The organism is Phytobacter sp., from assembly GCF_059074235.1.
This window is the reverse complement of the sequence record NZ_JCACPZ010000007.1, coordinates 1-16,242: the sequence shown is the minus strand read 5'-3', so window position 1 is coordinate 16,242 and position 16,242 is coordinate 1. Positions and strand designations below refer to the sequence as shown.

16 protein-coding genes are annotated in these 16,242 nt (G+C 50.4%); 13 read left to right on the top strand and 3 right to left on the bottom strand.

All coding sequences use genetic code 11. The annotated features are described in order from the left end of the window. Positions 1 to 26: 26 nt before the first annotated feature. Positions 27 to 1,283 carry a glutamyl-tRNA reductase gene (gene hemA / locus AC5JPW_RS17540; protein ID WP_494242409.1) on the bottom strand — a complete coding sequence of 419 codons (1,257 nt, stop codon included), beginning with the start codon at positions 1,281 to 1,283 and terminating at the stop codon, positions 27 to 29. Between the two features lie 201 nt (positions 1,284 to 1,484). Here hemA and lolB point away from each other — a divergent pair, with 201 nt between their 5' ends. From lolB to dauA, 4 genes are all read left to right on the top strand, one after another. Beyond that, on the top strand, positions 1,485 to 2,108 hold the full coding sequence (gene lolB, locus AC5JPW_RS17535) for a lipoprotein insertase outer membrane protein LolB (protein WP_494242408.1): 624 nt from the start codon (positions 1,485 to 1,487) through the stop codon (positions 2,106 to 2,108). Beyond that, a complete protein-coding gene (gene ispE, locus AC5JPW_RS17530; RefSeq protein WP_494242407.1) occupies positions 2,108 to 2,962 on the top strand; it encodes a 4-(cytidine 5'-diphospho)-2-C-methyl-D-erythritol kinase in 855 nt (284 codons plus the stop codon). The genes lolB and ispE overlap by 1 nt, the downstream gene beginning before the upstream one ends. 140 nt (positions 2,963 to 3,102) lie before the next feature. Then, on the top strand, positions 3,103 to 4,050 hold the full coding sequence (prs, locus tag AC5JPW_RS17525; RefSeq protein WP_437890785.1) for a ribose-phosphate diphosphokinase: 948 nt from the start codon (positions 3,103 to 3,105) through the stop codon (positions 4,048 to 4,050). Positions 4,051 to 4,172: 122 nt separating this feature from the next. Continuing rightward, positions 4,173 to 5,852, top strand: coding sequence for a C4-dicarboxylic acid transporter DauA (gene dauA, locus AC5JPW_RS17520; RefSeq protein WP_494242406.1), 1,680 nt, complete (start codon positions 4,173 to 4,175; stop codon positions 5,850 to 5,852). Here dauA and AC5JPW_RS17515 read toward each other — a convergent pair. After that, on the bottom strand, positions 5,847 to 6,896 hold the full coding sequence (locus AC5JPW_RS17515) for a MerR family transcriptional regulator (protein ID WP_494242405.1): 1,050 nt from the start codon (positions 6,894 to 6,896) through the stop codon (positions 5,847 to 5,849). The two genes, dauA and AC5JPW_RS17515, sit on opposite strands and share 6 nt — an antisense overlap. Before the next feature lie 117 nt (positions 6,897 to 7,013). Beyond that, positions 7,014 to 7,289 carry a stress-induced protein YchH gene (gene ychH / locus AC5JPW_RS17510; protein WP_458047036.1) on the bottom strand — a complete coding sequence of 92 codons (276 nt, stop codon included), beginning with the start codon at positions 7,287 to 7,289 and terminating at the stop codon, positions 7,014 to 7,016. Between the two features lie 275 nt (positions 7,290 to 7,564). Between ychH and pth the strand changes: the two genes are divergently transcribed. The 9 genes from pth to AC5JPW_RS17465 form a co-directional block, all read left to right on the top strand. Then, positions 7,565 to 8,149 (top strand): aminoacyl-tRNA hydrolase, encoded by a 585-nt coding sequence (gene pth / locus AC5JPW_RS17505; protein ID WP_494242404.1) that lies wholly within the window; start codon positions 7,565 to 7,567, stop codon positions 8,147 to 8,149. Between the two features lie 125 nt (positions 8,150 to 8,274). Continuing rightward, positions 8,275 to 9,369, top strand: coding sequence for a redox-regulated ATPase YchF (gene ychF, locus AC5JPW_RS17500; protein ID WP_494242403.1), 1,095 nt, complete (start codon positions 8,275 to 8,277; stop codon positions 9,367 to 9,369). Positions 9,370 to 9,573: 204 nt separating this feature from the next. Continuing rightward, a complete protein-coding gene (locus AC5JPW_RS17495; RefSeq protein ID WP_494242402.1) occupies positions 9,574 to 10,767 on the top strand; it encodes a tyrosine-type recombinase/integrase in 1,194 nt (397 codons plus the stop codon). Between the two features lie 682 nt (positions 10,768 to 11,449). Further along, positions 11,450 to 13,135: a dynamin family protein gene (locus tag AC5JPW_RS17490; protein WP_494242401.1), complete on the top strand. Its 1,686-nt coding sequence runs from the start codon at positions 11,450 to 11,452 to the stop codon at positions 13,133 to 13,135. Positions 13,136 to 13,148: 13 nt separating this feature from the next. Beyond that, a complete protein-coding gene (locus tag AC5JPW_RS17485) occupies positions 13,149 to 13,478 on the top strand; it encodes a dynamin family protein (RefSeq protein ID WP_494242400.1) in 330 nt (109 codons plus the stop codon). Between the two features lie 343 nt (positions 13,479 to 13,821). Beyond that, positions 13,822 to 14,199, top strand: a complete 378-nt coding sequence (locus tag AC5JPW_RS17480) for a P-loop NTPase family protein (protein ID WP_494242399.1) — start codon at positions 13,822 to 13,824, stop codon at positions 14,197 to 14,199. Then, entirely contained in the window at positions 14,120 to 15,274 is a 1,155-nt protein-coding gene (locus tag AC5JPW_RS17475) for a hypothetical protein (RefSeq protein WP_494242398.1), read from the top strand. Before AC5JPW_RS17480 ends, AC5JPW_RS17475 begins: the two co-directional genes overlap by 80 nt. Continuing rightward, a complete protein-coding gene (locus AC5JPW_RS17470; protein WP_494242397.1) occupies positions 15,255 to 15,392 on the top strand; it encodes a hypothetical protein in 138 nt (45 codons plus the stop codon). Before AC5JPW_RS17475 ends, AC5JPW_RS17470 begins: the two co-directional genes overlap by 20 nt. After that, the coding region (locus tag AC5JPW_RS17465; protein ID WP_494242396.1) for a hypothetical protein at positions 15,389 to 16,242 on the top strand (854 nt) is incomplete at its 3' end. The genes AC5JPW_RS17470 and AC5JPW_RS17465, both read left to right, overlap by 4 nt.

The window sequence follows — 16,242 nt, the reverse complement described above, 5'->3', positions numbered from 1 at the left end:
GCACCTTGTTATAAGAGATTGTTGTGCTACTCCAGCCCGAGGCTGTTGCGCAGAATATGCAGGCGTTCATCGTCCCCGTCACGGGCAGCCTGCTGAAGAGATTTGGTTGGTGCGTGGATCAGGCGATTGGTCAGTTTCCAGGCCAGATCCTGCATGATGGCCTGCGCATCACCGCCCTGTTCAAGGGCTGCCAGCGCTTTCGTGGTAAGTTCATCACGCACGAGCTCAGACTGGCTACGGTAATCGCGGATGGTCTCGCTGGCACTTTGTGCGCGCAGCCAGGCCATAAATTCACTGGTTTCCTGTGCAACGATGGTTTCGGCCTGAACGGCTGCCGCTTTTCGCTGCGCAAGGTTGTGTTGAATAATACTTTGCAGATCGTCAACGCTGTAGAGATAGGCGTTTGCCACCTTGCCCACTTCCGGTTCAACATCGCGTGGGACCGCGATATCCACCAGCAGTACGGGTTGGTTACGGCGTGCTTTCATAGCGCGTTCCACCATGCCTTTGCCGATGATTGGCAACGGGCTGGCAGTCGAACTGATCACAATATCAGCATCTTTCAGGCGGGAATCGATATCACTTAACGAGATGACTTCCGCACCCACTTCGTTAGCCAGAACCTGCGCACGTTCGCGGGTCCGGTTGGCAATAATCATCTTCTGTACTTTGTGTTCACGCAAATGGCGAGCCACAAGCTCGATAGTTTCGCCCGCCCCCACCAGCAAAACGGTAACAGAAGAGAGGGATTCGAAGATTTGTCGGGCCAGTGTACAGGCCGCAAAAGCAACCGAAACCGCGCTGGCGCCGATATCTGTCTCCGTGCGCACGCGTTTGGCGACGGAAAAAGATTTCTGGAACATACGCTCAAGTTCACTGACGTTCAGGTGACCGCGATTCGAGTCGGCAAAGGCTTTCTTCACCTGCCCCAGAATTTGCGGTTCACCGAGCACCAGAGAATCCAGCCCACTCGCCACACGCATTAAATGGCTGACGGCGTCGTTATCCTGGTGCCAGTAGAGACTGCTGCGTAACTCTTCTTCACTGATCTGGTGGTAATCACACAGCCAGCGAACAAGAGATTCATGAAGGTTGTCCCGCTCTTCTACGCTCAGATAAAGCTCAGTACGGTTGCACGTCGACAGCACCACCCCACCCTGCACCATTGGCTGCGCCAGCAGGCTTTCCAGAGCCTGATCAAGCGTATCCGGCGAAAACGTAATGCGTTCTCGCAACGAAACGGGGGCCGTTTTGTGGTTAATGCCTAGTGCTAAAAGGGTCATGAGCGCGGGAGTAGTACCAACGTTGATAAGGTTAGACTGTGCGCATCATACAGGATGAGTGGGGTCAATAAAAGAGAGTGCCCCCTTTTGGAGTAATTGGTAATTTAATGATTTAAGACAACTTGAACGTAGACGCTCTCCATGCCCGGCGCTAGCATTAAGCACATTGACCGTAATCTATCTTAAGGACTTGTCATCATTATGACTTTGCCGACCTCCCGTCTTCTTCGCCTCCTGCCGCTGGCAAGCCTTGTTCTCACTGCATGTACCTTAAATGCGCCAAAAGGACCGGGGCAAAGCCCGGACTCTCCGCAGTGGCGTCAGCATCAACAAGAGGTGCGTGCGTTACAACAGTTCCAGACGCGCGGTGCCTTTGCGTTTATCTCTGAACAGCAAAAAGTCTACGCCCGCTTCTTCTGGCAGCAAACCGGTCAGGATCGCTATCGTCTGTTGCTGACCAACCCGTTAGGCAGCACTGAACTTGAACTGAATGCTGCACCAGGTGCCGTTGAACTGGTGGATAACAAAGGCCAGCATTACAAAGCCGACGATGCTGAAGAGATGATAGGCAAGCTGACCGGGATGCCTATCCCGCTCAACAGCCTGCGTCAGTGGATTGTTGGCCTGCCCGGCGATGCGACGGACTACAAACTCGATGCGCAATATCGCCTGAGCGAAGTGAACTACAGCCAGAACGGTAAAAACTGGAAAGTGGTGTACAGTGGTTATGACACAAAAACACAACCTGCGCTCCCTTCGAATCTGGAACTCAGCGATGGCGGACAACGTATTAAGCTCAAAATGGACAACTGGATCGCCAAATAATGATGACCCATTGGCCCTCTCCGGCAAAGCTTAATCTTTTTTTGTACATTACCGGTCAGCGTTCAGACGGTTATCACAACCTGCAAACGCTGTTTCAGTTCCTTGACTATGGCGACACACTTCACATCGAGCCCCGTACTGATGGCACCATTCGGCTGTTGAATCCGGTCGACGGTGTGGCGGATGAAGATAACCTCATTGTGCGTGCCGCCCGCTTGTTGATGGCGCGCGCCGGGGAAACAGGACGCTTACCCGATGGCAGCGGTGCCGACATTGGCATCGATAAACGGTTACCGATGGGTGGTGGACTGGGAGGCGGTTCTTCTAACGCTGCTACCACACTCGTGGCACTCAACCATCTCTGGCAATGTGGCCTAAGTGAAGACGAACTGGCCGCACTCGGCTTGAAACTGGGTGCAGATGTCCCAGTCTTTGTACGTGGTCATGCAGCGTTTGCTGAAGGGATAGGCGAAAAACTGACACCGGTTTACCCCGCTGAAAAATGGTACCTGGTGGTACACCCTGGCGTGCATATTTCGACTCCGGAGATTTTTAAAGACCCGGAACTGCCGAGAAATACACCCGTAAGGTCAATTGAAACGTTGCTAAAATGTGAATTCAGCAACGATTGCGAGGTTATCGCAAGAAAACGTTTTCGTAAGGTTGATGAGGCGCTCCTCTGGCTGCTAGAATACGCGCCGTCGCGCCTGACTGGCACAGGGGCCTGTGTTTTTGCTGAATTTGACACAGAGTTTGATGCTCGTCAGGTGCTAGAGCAAGTCCCGGCAGGACAACAGGGTTTTGTGGCGCAGGGCGTTAATCTCTCGCCACTTGCCAGAAAGCTTGCCGGGTAGCTGAGTTTCGGTGACAACGTCACCTCGTTCCAGACGTTGCATCGCGCTCTTTAATACACCGCCTGAATAGAATGTTGCCTGGCCCGCACAGTTTTTGGCATATTCTATTCACCAATGGACGCATGCCTGAGGTTCTTCTCGTGCCTGATATGAAGCTTTTTGCTGGTAACGCCACCCCGGAACTAGCACAACGTATTGCCAACCGCCTGTACACTTCTCTCGGCGACGCCGCTGTAGGTCGCTTTAGCGACGGCGAAGTCAGCGTACAAATCAATGAAAATGTACGCGGTGGTGATATTTTCATCATCCAGTCCACTTGTGCTCCAACTAACGATAACCTGATGGAATTGGTTGTCATGGTTGATGCCCTGCGCCGTGCTTCCGCAGGCCGTATCACCGCTGTTATCCCTTACTTTGGTTATGCTCGTCAGGATCGCCGTGTGCGTTCTGCTCGTGTACCCATCACTGCAAAAGTTGTTGCTGATTTCCTCTCCAGCGTTGGCGTTGACCGCGTCCTCACCGTTGACCTGCATGCTGAACAGATTCAGGGCTTCTTTGATGTTCCGGTAGACAACGTATTCGGCAGCCCTATCCTGCTCGAAGATATGCTGCAGAAGAATCTCGACAACCCAATCGTGGTTTCTCCGGATATCGGTGGTGTCGTTCGTGCTCGCGCAATTGCTAAACTGCTCAATGATACCGATATGGCTATCATCGACAAACGTCGTCCACGTGCTAACGTCTCTCAGGTGATGCATATCATCGGTGATGTTGCTGACCGTGACTGCGTGATGGTTGATGACATGATCGATACCGGCGGTACGCTGTGTAAAGCTGCTGAAGCGCTGAAAGAACGTGGTGCAAAACGCGTATTTGCTTACGCCACTCACCCGATCTTCTCCGGCAACGCGATTCAGAACATCAAAAATTCCGTGATTGATGAATTCATCGTCTGCGATACCATTCCGCTGACGCCTGAAATCAAAGCTCTGGAAAAAGTCCGCACGCTGACACTGTCTGGCATGCTGGCCGAAGCGATTCGTCGCATCAGCAACGAAGAATCTATTTCTGCAATGTTCGAACATTGATAGAAATCGGCACAGAAACCCGCTGCGGCGGGTTTTTTTATTGCTGCAATTTATTTGTATGATTTATTTAAGCCAAGTGTCTGTTTTGTCTAACTGATGTTTACTCAGGGAAGAACATCACTATGAATAAACTTTTTTCCTCACATATCATGCCCTTTAGCGCCGTGATTGAGGCCTGCTGGAAAGAAAAATACAGCATCGCCCGCTTTACGCGTGATTTGATTGCCGGTGTGACCGTCGGCATTATTGCCATTCCATTGGCGATGGCACTGGCCATTGGCAGCGGTGTGGCTCCGCAATATGGACTTTATACTGCTGCGGTCGCTGGGATTGTGATTGCGCTGTCCGGCGGCTCGCGTTACAGCGTTTCCGGACCGACGGCCGCTTTCGTGGTGATCCTCTACCCTGTTTCCCAGCAGTTTGGGCTGGGCGGGTTGTTAGTCGCAACGCTGATGTCCGGCGTGTTCCTTATTTTGTTTGGTCTGGCCCGGTTTGGCCGGTTGATTGAATATATCCCTGTTTCCGTGACCCTCGGTTTCACGTCCGGTATCGGTATTACTATCGGGACCATGCAGATCAAGGACTTTTTAGGGCTACAGGTTGCCCATATGCCCGAACACTATCTACAAAAGGTCGGTGCGCTGGGCATGGCTCTCCCGACATTTAACCCCGGCGATGCCGCCATTGGCATCGTGACCCTCGGCACGCTCATTCTCTGGCCGCGTTTACGCCTGCGTCTACCTGGTCATTTGCCCGCGCTGCTGGCAGGCTGCGCCGTAATGGGGATCGTTAATCTTGCAGGAGGCCATGTCGCCACCATCGGTTCACAATTCCACTATGTACTTGCGGATGGCACACAAGGCAATGGCATCCCGCAGTTGTTACCGCAGTTGGTTTTACCGTGGAATTTACCCAATTCCACCTTCACGCTGAGCTGGGCGTCTTTACAGGCACTCTTACCTGCCGCCTTTTCAATGGCGATGTTGGGCGCGATTGAATCTCTGCTGTGTGCTGTGGTGCTCGACGGTATGACCAGCACGCGGCACAAAGCCAACAGCGAACTGATTGGTCAGGGGTTGGGTAACATCGTCGCCCCCTTCTTCGGCGGCATTACCGCCACGGCAGCCATTGCCCGTTCCGCGGCCAACGTACGGGCTGGCGCAACATCACCAGTCTCAGCAATTATCCATTCGGTGCTGGTCATTATGGCCCTGCTGGTGCTGGCGCCGCTGCTTTCATGGCTACCGCTCTCTGCGATGGCAGCCCTGCTGCTGATGGTGGCGTGGAATATGAGCGAAGCGCACAAAGTCGTGAATTTGCTGCGTCGCGGGCCAAAAGACGACATTATCGTCATGCTGATGTGCATGTCGCTGACGGTACTGTTCGATATGGTTATCGCCATCAGTGTTGGGATCGTGCTGGCTTCGCTGCTGTTTATGCGCCGTATTGCGCAAATGACGCGTCTGGCTCCGGTCAATGTTGAGGTTGCAGCAGATGTGCTGGTCCTGCGCGTCATTGGGCCGCTGTTCTTCGCGGCAGCCGACGGCCTGTTTACCGATCTCGAATCGCGTATTGAAGGGAAACGCATCGTAGTACTGAAATGGGATGCAGTTCCGCTGCTGGATGCGGGCGGGCTTGATGCCTTCCAGCGTTTCGTGAAACGTCTGCCGGAAGGCACTGAACTGCGCGTCAGTAATCTGGAATTTCAACCACTTCGCACGATGGCGCGGGCGGGTATTCAGCCCATACCTGGGCGCCTGTCCTTCTGGCCAAACCGTGACGCAGCTTTAGCTGACTTATGATCCTGATGATGCGGAATAAACCTTCCGCATCATCACTTCAATCGCCCCCTGCAGCCAGTGCAGCACGTCAGGCGTCATCCATGTGCCTTTCATCAGGTGGGGCTCTTCCTGCATAGCGAGACGGAATTTCTGCTGCGTTTGCGGCGAAGTACCGGCGTACGACTGGAACAATGTCAGCCAGTTTTGCGCCAGTGCCTGCCCCTCATCCGAGTTGGGGTCCAGAGCGTGACGGGATGCTTCATGCAAGCGCGCAACCAGCGGTGGCCACTCCATCATTCGATCAAAATAATGCGCCCGGGTGAAGGCCATCTCCTGCTCCGACAAATAACGCTGCCAGATAGCAAACTTGCTTTCCGCAAAACCGTGGGTGATGTAGTGAATGACCGACTCATCAATCCCCGTCTGTTCACGCATTTGCGGCTCCACCAGATGCATCTCGTTCAACCGGGTGAGAAAATCCGGCCTGCCCGCGGTGTCTTCTTCCAGCCGCGTCATCCACCTTGTTGCCAGATCCATCGCCCGGGGATCATTAACCGGACATTTTTTCTGCATGAGGTGATGGGCCTCGTCGACCATGTCCTGCCAGATCTTGTTACGTTGTTCATCGTAAGTGGCGAACGGCAATTCCTGCAACTCCTGAGCACTAAACCAGCGATCGTACATTTTCATTAACTCCAGCGTCTGTAGCCAGGACTCCAGATCCGGTTCCTCACCACGGGACAGCCCATTACGCAACGCGACCAATTGCTCGCGCAGTGTCTGAATCTTGCGCATCTGCATATCGAGTAAGGTAATTTGGTCATTGAGCAGGGCGTCCAGCGGGCGGGTTTCCCGGGCCAGATAGTCCGTGATTGCTGCCAGTGCCATCCCCGCCTTCGTCAGCACCTGAATCATATGCAGGCGTTTTACGTTAGCGAGACTGTATAAGCGATAGCCGGCAGCACTTCGGGTGGAAGGAATAAGCAGTCCGATCGTTTCGTAATGATGCAATGTGCGAACGGTGATGCCTGCGCGACGCGCCAGCTCACCAGCCTGAATTAACATAATGGCTCCTTATCTTCCCCTTGATGCAGACTTTCAGGCCTAACGTTACGTAAGGGTCAACAAAAAAGCCAAAAAAAACGGTTTCCAGTGGAAACCGCTTTTCGCTTTAGTCAGATATTACTGGTGCCCGTGTCCGTCACGGCGACAGCGCTTGTCATAATGGCGCACCCACCAGTACTTGTCGCAAACCTGTTCATGGCCACTGACGCGCGCGCCAGCAAGCCAGAGTACCGCCCCCACGAAGATGCTCAATATGGCACCGTGCGCGAAATATTGCGGCAAGTTAAGTTGGGGAAGTTGGTTTAAAATGGAGTAGCCCACGCCCACAACCATTACCACAAGCCCCAGCACCATCAGTACATTACCGAGCAACGAAGCGTTTTTGCGTTTCATAGTGTCACCTCCGGAACGATGGGTTGAACGGGAATAACCCCAATCAATTGTTGGGTAAAGTATAGACAGTGGTCGTTTTACTGATTGCGGTTAGGATCACAATTACTCATATTGAGGCAACAAAAGTTTACAAATAAGCCTCTGAACTACATGAAATTCTAATGATTCATGTGAGCAATCATTATCACTTCTCCCGTTTCGCCTTGAGAACTTTGTTTTCAGGCGTCTCACGACGTAAACTACGCGCCAGTTATTGACCTGGTCAGGAATAAAAAGTGACGATTAAACTGATTGTCGGGTTGGCAAACCCGGGGGCGGAGTACGCTGCCACGCGCCATAATGCAGGTGCCTGGTATGTGGACTTACTGGCGGATCGCTTGCGTGCACCATTACGCGAAGAGCCAAAGTTTTTTGGTTATTCTTCCCGCATTAACCTTGCAGGCGAAGATGTCCGACTGCTGGTCCCGACCACATTCATGAACCTCAGCGGCAAGTCTGTCGCGGCGATGGCAACGTTTTATCGCATCAATCCAGACGAAATTCTGGTGGCACATGACGAACTGGATCTCCCCCCCGGTGTGGCGAAATTCAAACTTGGCGGTGGGCACGGCGGTCACAACGGGTTAAAAGACATTATCAGCAAACTGGGCAATAACCCGAATTTCCATCGTTTACGCGTCGGAATTGGTCATCCGGGCGATAAAAGCAAAGTTGTCGGTTTTGTGCTGGGTAAACCGCCGGTTTCCGAACAGAAGCTGATTGACGAAGCGGTGGACGAAGCGGTGCGCTGTACCGAGTTATGGTTCAAAGACGGTCTGACCAAAGCGACAAACCGCCTGCATGCCTTCAAGGCACAATAACCCCCTGGCGTGGCATTTTTGCCGCGCGATACAGCGGTTACGTGTATAATAGGCAAAGTTATCCATTTTTATGCAATCTGTTTTATATAACAGATTGATTATTCAGAACTTAAGGTAATCACATCATGGGATTCAAATGCGGTATCGTTGGTCTGCCCAACGTAGGTAAATCCACCCTGTTCAACGCGCTCACCAAAGCCGGTATTGAAGCGGCAAACTTCCCGTTCTGTACCATTGAGCCGAACACCGGTGTCGTACCGATGCCCGATCCGCGTCTGGACAAACTGGCTGAAATCGTCAAGCCGCAGCGTATTCTGCCAACCACCATGGAATTCGTGGATATCGCAGGCCTGGTTAAGGGTGCTTCCAAAGGCGAAGGTTTGGGCAACCAGTTCCTGACCAACATCCGTGAAACCGAAGCCATTGGTCACGTTGTTCGTTGCTTTGAAAACGACAACATCATCCATGTGAATAACAAAGTCGATCCGGCTGACGACATCGAAGTGATTAACACCGAACTGGCGTTGTCCGACCTGGACACCTGCGAGCGCGCCCTGCACCGCGTGCAGAAAAAAGCAAAAGGCGGCGATAAAGACGCAAAAGCTGAACAAGCTGCACTGGAAAAATGTCTGCCACAGCTGGAAAACGCGGGCATGCTGCGTGCCCTGAAAAATCTGACCGAAGAAGACAAAGCGGCGATCAAATACCTGAGCTTCCTGACGCTCAAGCCGACCATGTATATCGCTAACGTCAACGAAGACGGTTTTGAGAACAACCCATACCTCGATAAAGTCCGCGAAATCGCTGAAGCTGAAGGTTCCGTGGTGGTTGCCGTGTGTGCCGCTGTTGAATCTGATATCGCTGAACTGGACGATGCTGACCGTGAAGAGTTCATGGCTGAGCTGGGTATCGAAGAGCCGGGCCTGAACCGTGTGATCCGCGCCGGTTACGAATTGCTGAGCCTGCAAACCTACTTCACCGCTGGCGTGAAAGAAGTGCGTGCCTGGACCATCCCTGTCGGTGCAACTGCACCGCAGGCTGCCGGTAAAATCCACACCGACTTCGAAAAAGGCTTTATCCGCGCGCAGACCATCGCCTATGAAGACTTCATTACCTACAAAGGTGAGCAAGGCGCGAAAGAAGCCGGAAAAATGCGTGCAGAAGGCAAAGAGTACATCGTAAAAGATGGCGACGTGATGAACTTCCTGTTCAACGTCTAAGTAAGCTTTGTTGTCTCATGAGGTGACATAACATCTCATGAAACTCACAAAACCCTCTGAAATCCACGCAATTGCGTGGATTTTTCATTTTATATTGTCTCACGAAAGCACAGTCTAAAATGAGTACACAGATGAGTACAATCCGTTTCCATTATCATTTTAGGTGAGTACAATAACGGTATAAGAAATAGACAAGGGCCCACTATGCTCACTGATACACAATGCCGCACAGCCAAGCCGAAAGAAAAACTCTATCGTCTCAATGACTTCAACGGTCTCTACCTCGAAGTGAAACCCAATGGCAAAAAGGCATGGCGCTATCGGTTTAAACTCAACGGTAAATCCAGCATGTTTGCGCTGGGTGAGTATCCGACGGTCAAACTTGCCGAAGCTCGCGAGAAATGCGAGCAAGCGCGTAAGCAAGTCGCAGAAGGAGTTAGCCCGACGCAGGCTCGTCAGTTAGATAAGATCCGCAAGGTCAATGACGCATCTAACACCTTTGAGCTGATTGCCAAAGAGTGGTTGCAGATGAAAGACTGGGCCGAAATTACCAAAACACGCCGACTAGATATGCTTGAACGTGTTGTTTTTCCCGCAATAGGTAAGCTCCCAGTCAGAGAGATCTCCCCACACCATATCCTTAAAATTCTTCAAGAAACTGCCAAACGAGGAGCACCGACAGTTGCCGCAGAAGCCCGTCGCACCGTTTCATCAATTTTCGAGTTGGCAGTCGCGACGCTTAGAGCAGATAGCGATCCTGTATGGCCTGTGCGCAAGGCCCTTCCGGCAAACAAGACACAGCACAAACAGGCACTGAATCCTCAGCAAATCGGGAAGTTATTAAGCTGTTTTGACAATAGTCGTGGCTCGTACCAGGTTAACTATTGCATGTGGCTGATGTGGTGGACATTGGCGCGACCTGCAGAAGCCACCGAAGCAGAATGGACAGAATTCGATCTCGATAACGCCCTGTGGACCATTCCGGCAGCGCGAATGAAAGCCCGAAGAGAACACGTTATTCCCCTACCCTTTCAAGCCGTCAAAATGCTCAGAACACTACAGGGCTTAACCGGGCATCGGCAGCACCTTTTTCCGGGGAGGGATAATCCGCTAGGTCCAATGACATCGCACTCTCTGCGCCAGCTACTTAAAAGCCTCGGCTGGAGCGGTACTTATAGCCCACATGCAACCAGAACAACAGGAAGTACCCGTTTAAACGAGATGGGCTATCGACCTGATGCTATTGAAGCTCAGCTCGCGCACGCTGATACCAACAATGTCCGCCGCACGTACAACCATGCCACTTACCTTGATGAGCGGAAAGTGATGATGCAGGAATGGGCGGATAAACTTGATGGATGGGTAGGCAGCACTGACAGCAGTGCTGATGTTTCATAAACGATGATGCATTGATGTTTTATGATTGATTAACATAGATATTTAGTGATATTTCATTGAAACCTACAATTCAACCTATTGTATATGTAGGTAGTGAATACCAGATGCTTATAGCTTTCGGAATTTTTGTTCATCGCGCATAGCTCGATTCTTACAAGCCATGCAGGCATTTTTCCCACTTCAAACCCTTCAAAAAAGCTTTCTGTGTACAGCATTTAAGCCTAACAAACGTCTGCTAAGGGCAATATCCATAAATTCCTGCAGAAATTAATATACGGGAGCAGGTCACAGAGTATAAAATGGTATGCCGGTCATGAATACTATCGGAACGGCGAAGCCATGAGGCTCGCCTTACAGGAGCACCACGTTTTCCTCCGAAACAGTGAAATAAGGAGCTAGAATGCCCGTAAGACCAGCGCCACAAAGATTTGAGTGCCCTGAATGCAGATGGCATAAAGTCACTGCGCCTTGCAGTGATGCACTCATTCGTGGCATCGATTTTTTTGATGCATGTCCACACTGTAAAAATGAGAACCTGATAGTGAAGCCTTTAAGCTTTACTCAAGAGTGGATTCACCGCCTGCTGCCTGGACACTGATTGCCGTTGCCCATGTTATTACCTTGATTATTTGACAAGATAAACCCATTTCCAGATGAATTAACTGTAAGGGACAAGACAGTAATGCTAAAGAATCAGCAGCAATTTGCAGAATATTTGCAAAAGCTCGGCACGCTTCTGCAAGAGTCACAGATTTCCTGGGATCGCAATTTACTTGCTCAGGTTGAAAATACCCAACTTCTTCTCCCGGTTATTGGCGCGTTTAGTGCAGGGAAAAGCTCACTTCTCAATATGTTTATGGGTGCGCCGGTGTTACCTGTGGGTATTGCCCCGGAGACAGAACTGGCAACAGAGCTACATTTTGCCAAAGAGTCGTGGTTGCAGGCTATCCGTCACGACGGCAGCGAAGATCGTCTGGCACCCGAAGACCTCCCGCAGGTGAATAAAAAATCCGCTGAGTATTCCCATTTACGCCTTTATATCAATAGCCCGGCGCTGGAGGCCATTGCGCCCCTGATCCTAGTGGATATGCCCGGCTATGGCTCGTCATTAGAAAACCATAACAAAGCGCTGTCTTATTATCTGCCGCGCGGGGTGCATTTTATTGTGGTGACAAGCGTGGAAGATGGAACCGTCACCCAGTCTATGCTGCGTAATCTCGATAATATTAAGACCTACGAAAGTGATTTCTCATTTATTCTCAGCAAGACCAATTTGCGCGCGCCGGAACAGGTACAGGAAATATCGACGTATATCGATGAACAGCTCCAGCTTTACTTCGGGGCAGAAAAACAGATTATTGCATTGGGTAACCAGTCTGCGAACGCACTGAGCGACTTACTGGGTGCGGTTGATCCTGAGCGTCTCTTCCATAATCTGTTTATTGACCGTCTGAAGGATCAAAATTTCGATTTGATCAATCAGATTAATTTCGCCAGCAATATCGTTAAAAACAGCGAAAACAGTAATGCCGATGCCCTGCTCGCCCTTGAAGGTGCATTAGCGGAGTTGATTGCACAGCGCGATAAAACAGAGCGCGAAATGAATTATCGCTTCTCCGCCCCGCTCGTGACACGTTGTATTAACGCCATCGAACATGATCTCACTAATCAGGTTGACCGACTTGCCCATATCTCTACGACGCAAAATGCCTCTCCCACACTGGAGCGTGAGATATCCGATATCATTCGTGGCAATTTAACCGAAAAAATAAAACGTGAAATGGATCAAATCTCGTCTGAGTTGATCGATGAACTGTCGCTGAGCCTGGCGAAAAATAGCGCCATGATGGTCACACTGGATCCAAACTGGGTGACAAATATTGCTGAAAAAACAGAAGGAAAACTAAAAGCAGTCAGCAGTTTCCTGGAAAACATGAGCAGTAATTTTGCCGCGAAAGAAAATGCAGGAAAATATTACCGCCTGCTCTCCACCGTTCTGGCCGTAACGACAAATTTACTTAACCCGGTACTGGAACTAGTTATTGTCTTTTTACCCGATATTCTTCGACTGTTCTCTGCGTCCAGTGCCCAGGAGCGCGCACGCGCTAATCTGTTAAACACAGTCTTCCCTGGCATAAAAAGTGAGATGAGAAAGGCGCTACCCACCATTGTAGACGAGCAGTTAACCATTCTGTTGAACAATGTCAGCAACGAATTTGAAGTCCAGATTAACCAGCAAAAAACACTGATTGCAGGGTATCAACACGAACAGGCCCAGCAGCAGGACGTGATTAACCAGCAACTGGAAACTCTCCAAGCGCTGTTGGTCGAAATAAAAGCGTTAGCAACAACCTATTTATACCGTTAAACAGGGCAAGAATATGGACTATCACTCTCTGATCTCTAAAGCACGCAGCCTCGAAGCCCTGTATCCTGATATACATGACCTTTTTGCGAGACAGGAAATTCAGCAGCTAAAGAATAAGCACCTTCTTGATACCGCCACGTCACTGGAAGCCGCGTATACGAATCTGAATAAAGAAGGTCGCCAGCTGAACATTGGTGTCGTTGGACGCGTTAAGGCTGGAAAATCATCGCTATTGAACGCCCTGTTTTTCGACGGGGAAAATACTCTGCCGAAAGCGGCAACCCCCATGACAGCAGCACTGACAACGCTATCCTGGGGCGAAACATTTCAGCGCAACCATTGAGTTCTTTACCCCGGAAGATATTAAGCAGATCGAACTCAATGCGAACACCTACCGCTATGAGCTGAAAAGAATAAAAGATCGGAAATACGAAGACTTTGCTGCAAGAGCGACGACATCGCAACCACTTGACGAAGAGAAAATAGTCAGTCTCATTCACAAACAGGCTCTTGCTGAGATCCAGAATACTCTGCCAGACTTGTGCGCTGCCTTTGATCAATCTGAACGCATGCAGCAGTCAGGACTAAGCCATAGTGATCTACAACATGTCGGGGCTATTGAGCCAGAAAGCCGGGAAGCCCTCTCCGCAGAATTACTCAATTATGTAGGCGCAAGCGGAAAATATATGCCTTTTACCAAAGTAGTGCATATTGCCATGCCGCTTGATTCGCTTAAGGATATTCGCGTTATCGATACACCGGGGATGAACGACCCCGTCCAGTCCCGCGAAGCGCGTACGGTTGACCTGCTAAAAACCTGTGACGTGGTCTTTATTATCAGCCCCACCGGCCAGTTTTTAAATGAAAACGATCTGGAACTGATGGGGAGAATTACGGCTAAGGAGGGAGTTCAGGAGCTGGTGCTGCTGGCAAGCCAGGTCGACACGCAACTTTACGGCAGTGAAAAACGCCCACGAATCAGCGATGCACTCGATAATATTAAAAAATTACTCGCTCAGCCGGGCATCCACCACTCTGAGCAGCCTCAAGCGCAGCTACCCTGAAATCGGCACCGTCTTTAATGCTATTATTCGCTCGCCCGAGCAGCATTTGATGCATTGCTCAGGAGTCGCGCATGGGCTTTCACAACGGCTTGAGGATCCCGCTTGCTGGGATGCTAATGAAAAAACCACCTGGGATAATCTTACGCATGATTACGCTGATTTTTTCAGCGCCGATAATAATGAATTAACACGTAACAGCCTGGCAGCGCTGGCGAACACCGACAATATCCTTAAAAGACTTGATGCGGTACGGCGGAAAAAAGATGAAATTATCGCGCAGAAAATGCAGGCATTATTGACACGTAAAGAACAGACGTTTAACGCGTTTATGGCAGAACTGCAAAACCAAATTCAGCAGCGTATTACGCTCATCAACAGCACTGACCTTGACGCGCTGACAAAACAGCGTAAACAATTACAGTTAAAACGTAACGTGCTGGATAAAAAACTCAATATCACTTACAGAAATTGTTTAGAACAGTATTATCACGGGATCACTACCGGATTAAATAACGAGGCAGATAAACTCTTTACGCAGGCCAATAATTCAATCGACGAGCAAACATCCAGCGAAACCACGCAGGAGACCCGTGATAAATCTGGCGCAGGAAACTGGCTGGCTCGTAAGCTGTGGGGCGGTGGTACGGAAACGATCACCCGCACCAGTAAAGTGGTGTTTACCGCTCAGATCTATGCTGCGCTACAAGGCGTGACGAATGATTTTGCCAAAAAATTAATGCATTCATACCAAAAACAAACCAGTGATTTAGATAAAAAAATCAGTGCGGAAATCACGCCGCTTGTTGATAAAACACTGGAAGGTGAATGTGACCCTAATATGATCGCAGACACGGTGCTTACTGTTCTCTCAAAACTCGAACCGGCCTCTTTCTCCCCTGAAATTGCGATACCCCCAGAATTACAACCGCGAGGGAAATTAAAAGGTGCACCTGCCGAAGAGTATATCGATTTTGCCAATGATTTTTCGCCCAGATTTACGCGTGTCGAGGTTTACGGAAGTATTGAGCGTTTTTTTCGAGAAGGCGAAAAAGTCGATGTCGATACCAATATCTGATGTTTTCGTCAGTGAACTGGATTTAAAAATTCTGCAAATCACCAACCAGGTCGAAAACGGTACGCAGACCATTGATCGCCTCAGGCGTTTCTCCGCACAATTGCAGGAGAAAGCATGATGACAGAATCTCTTCAGATCAATCAGACGATCTATACCGACCTTCAGACCCTCAGCCATTTTTGGTGCTTTAAGCGCAAACCGCTGGCGTCGGCCATTTCGCAGATGCTGAGTGATTTTGAAGCGCAGGTGAATGAGCAGATATCAGACCTGACACTCGGCCACCAAGAAAGGCTGACATTACTGGAAACGGAGCACAGCGAGCAGATTTCCGACCTGACGCAACGTCATCAGCTGGCACAGGACGCACAAAAGCACTTTTTAACCGCCAAAATAGATGACCTTGAGGCGCAGCGCATTGAGCATGTCAGCCGCAATATGCAGTTAACAGAGCAGGTTGCTTCGCTGAATGAAAGCGTTATCGAAGTGGAAGCAATGCTTTCAAAAAACCGCGCCAATATTCAGGTTTTGCAAGAGTTAAAACACGAACTGGACACCACCCATCAGCAGCTACAGCAGGATTATACCCAGCTCCATCAGGATAACCTGACGCTGAACGAACGCTTCACATTGGTGCAATCCATTCTAGCGGCAAGCCCCGCCAAAAATCCTGGCCTTGATACGTTCCGCAACCTGCTCAACAACAATTACGCCGAATTCGCCGCAGAAGAGTCATCGCTTGCCAATGAAGCGGGAGCCTTGCTGGCGCTGCAAAAAATCGCCAGCGAACTCGTACAGGCCGATACCTTCCCACCGGCGTCTGGCAAAACCCTCATCGGGGTGGCTGGGGGGTTCAGCAGCGGGAAATCGGAGTTTATAAACAGCTTTATTAAAGACAGCAGCATCAGGCTGAGCGACCGGAATGAACCCCGTAACGGTGATCCCAAGCTTTGTGGTTTGCGCCCCGTACT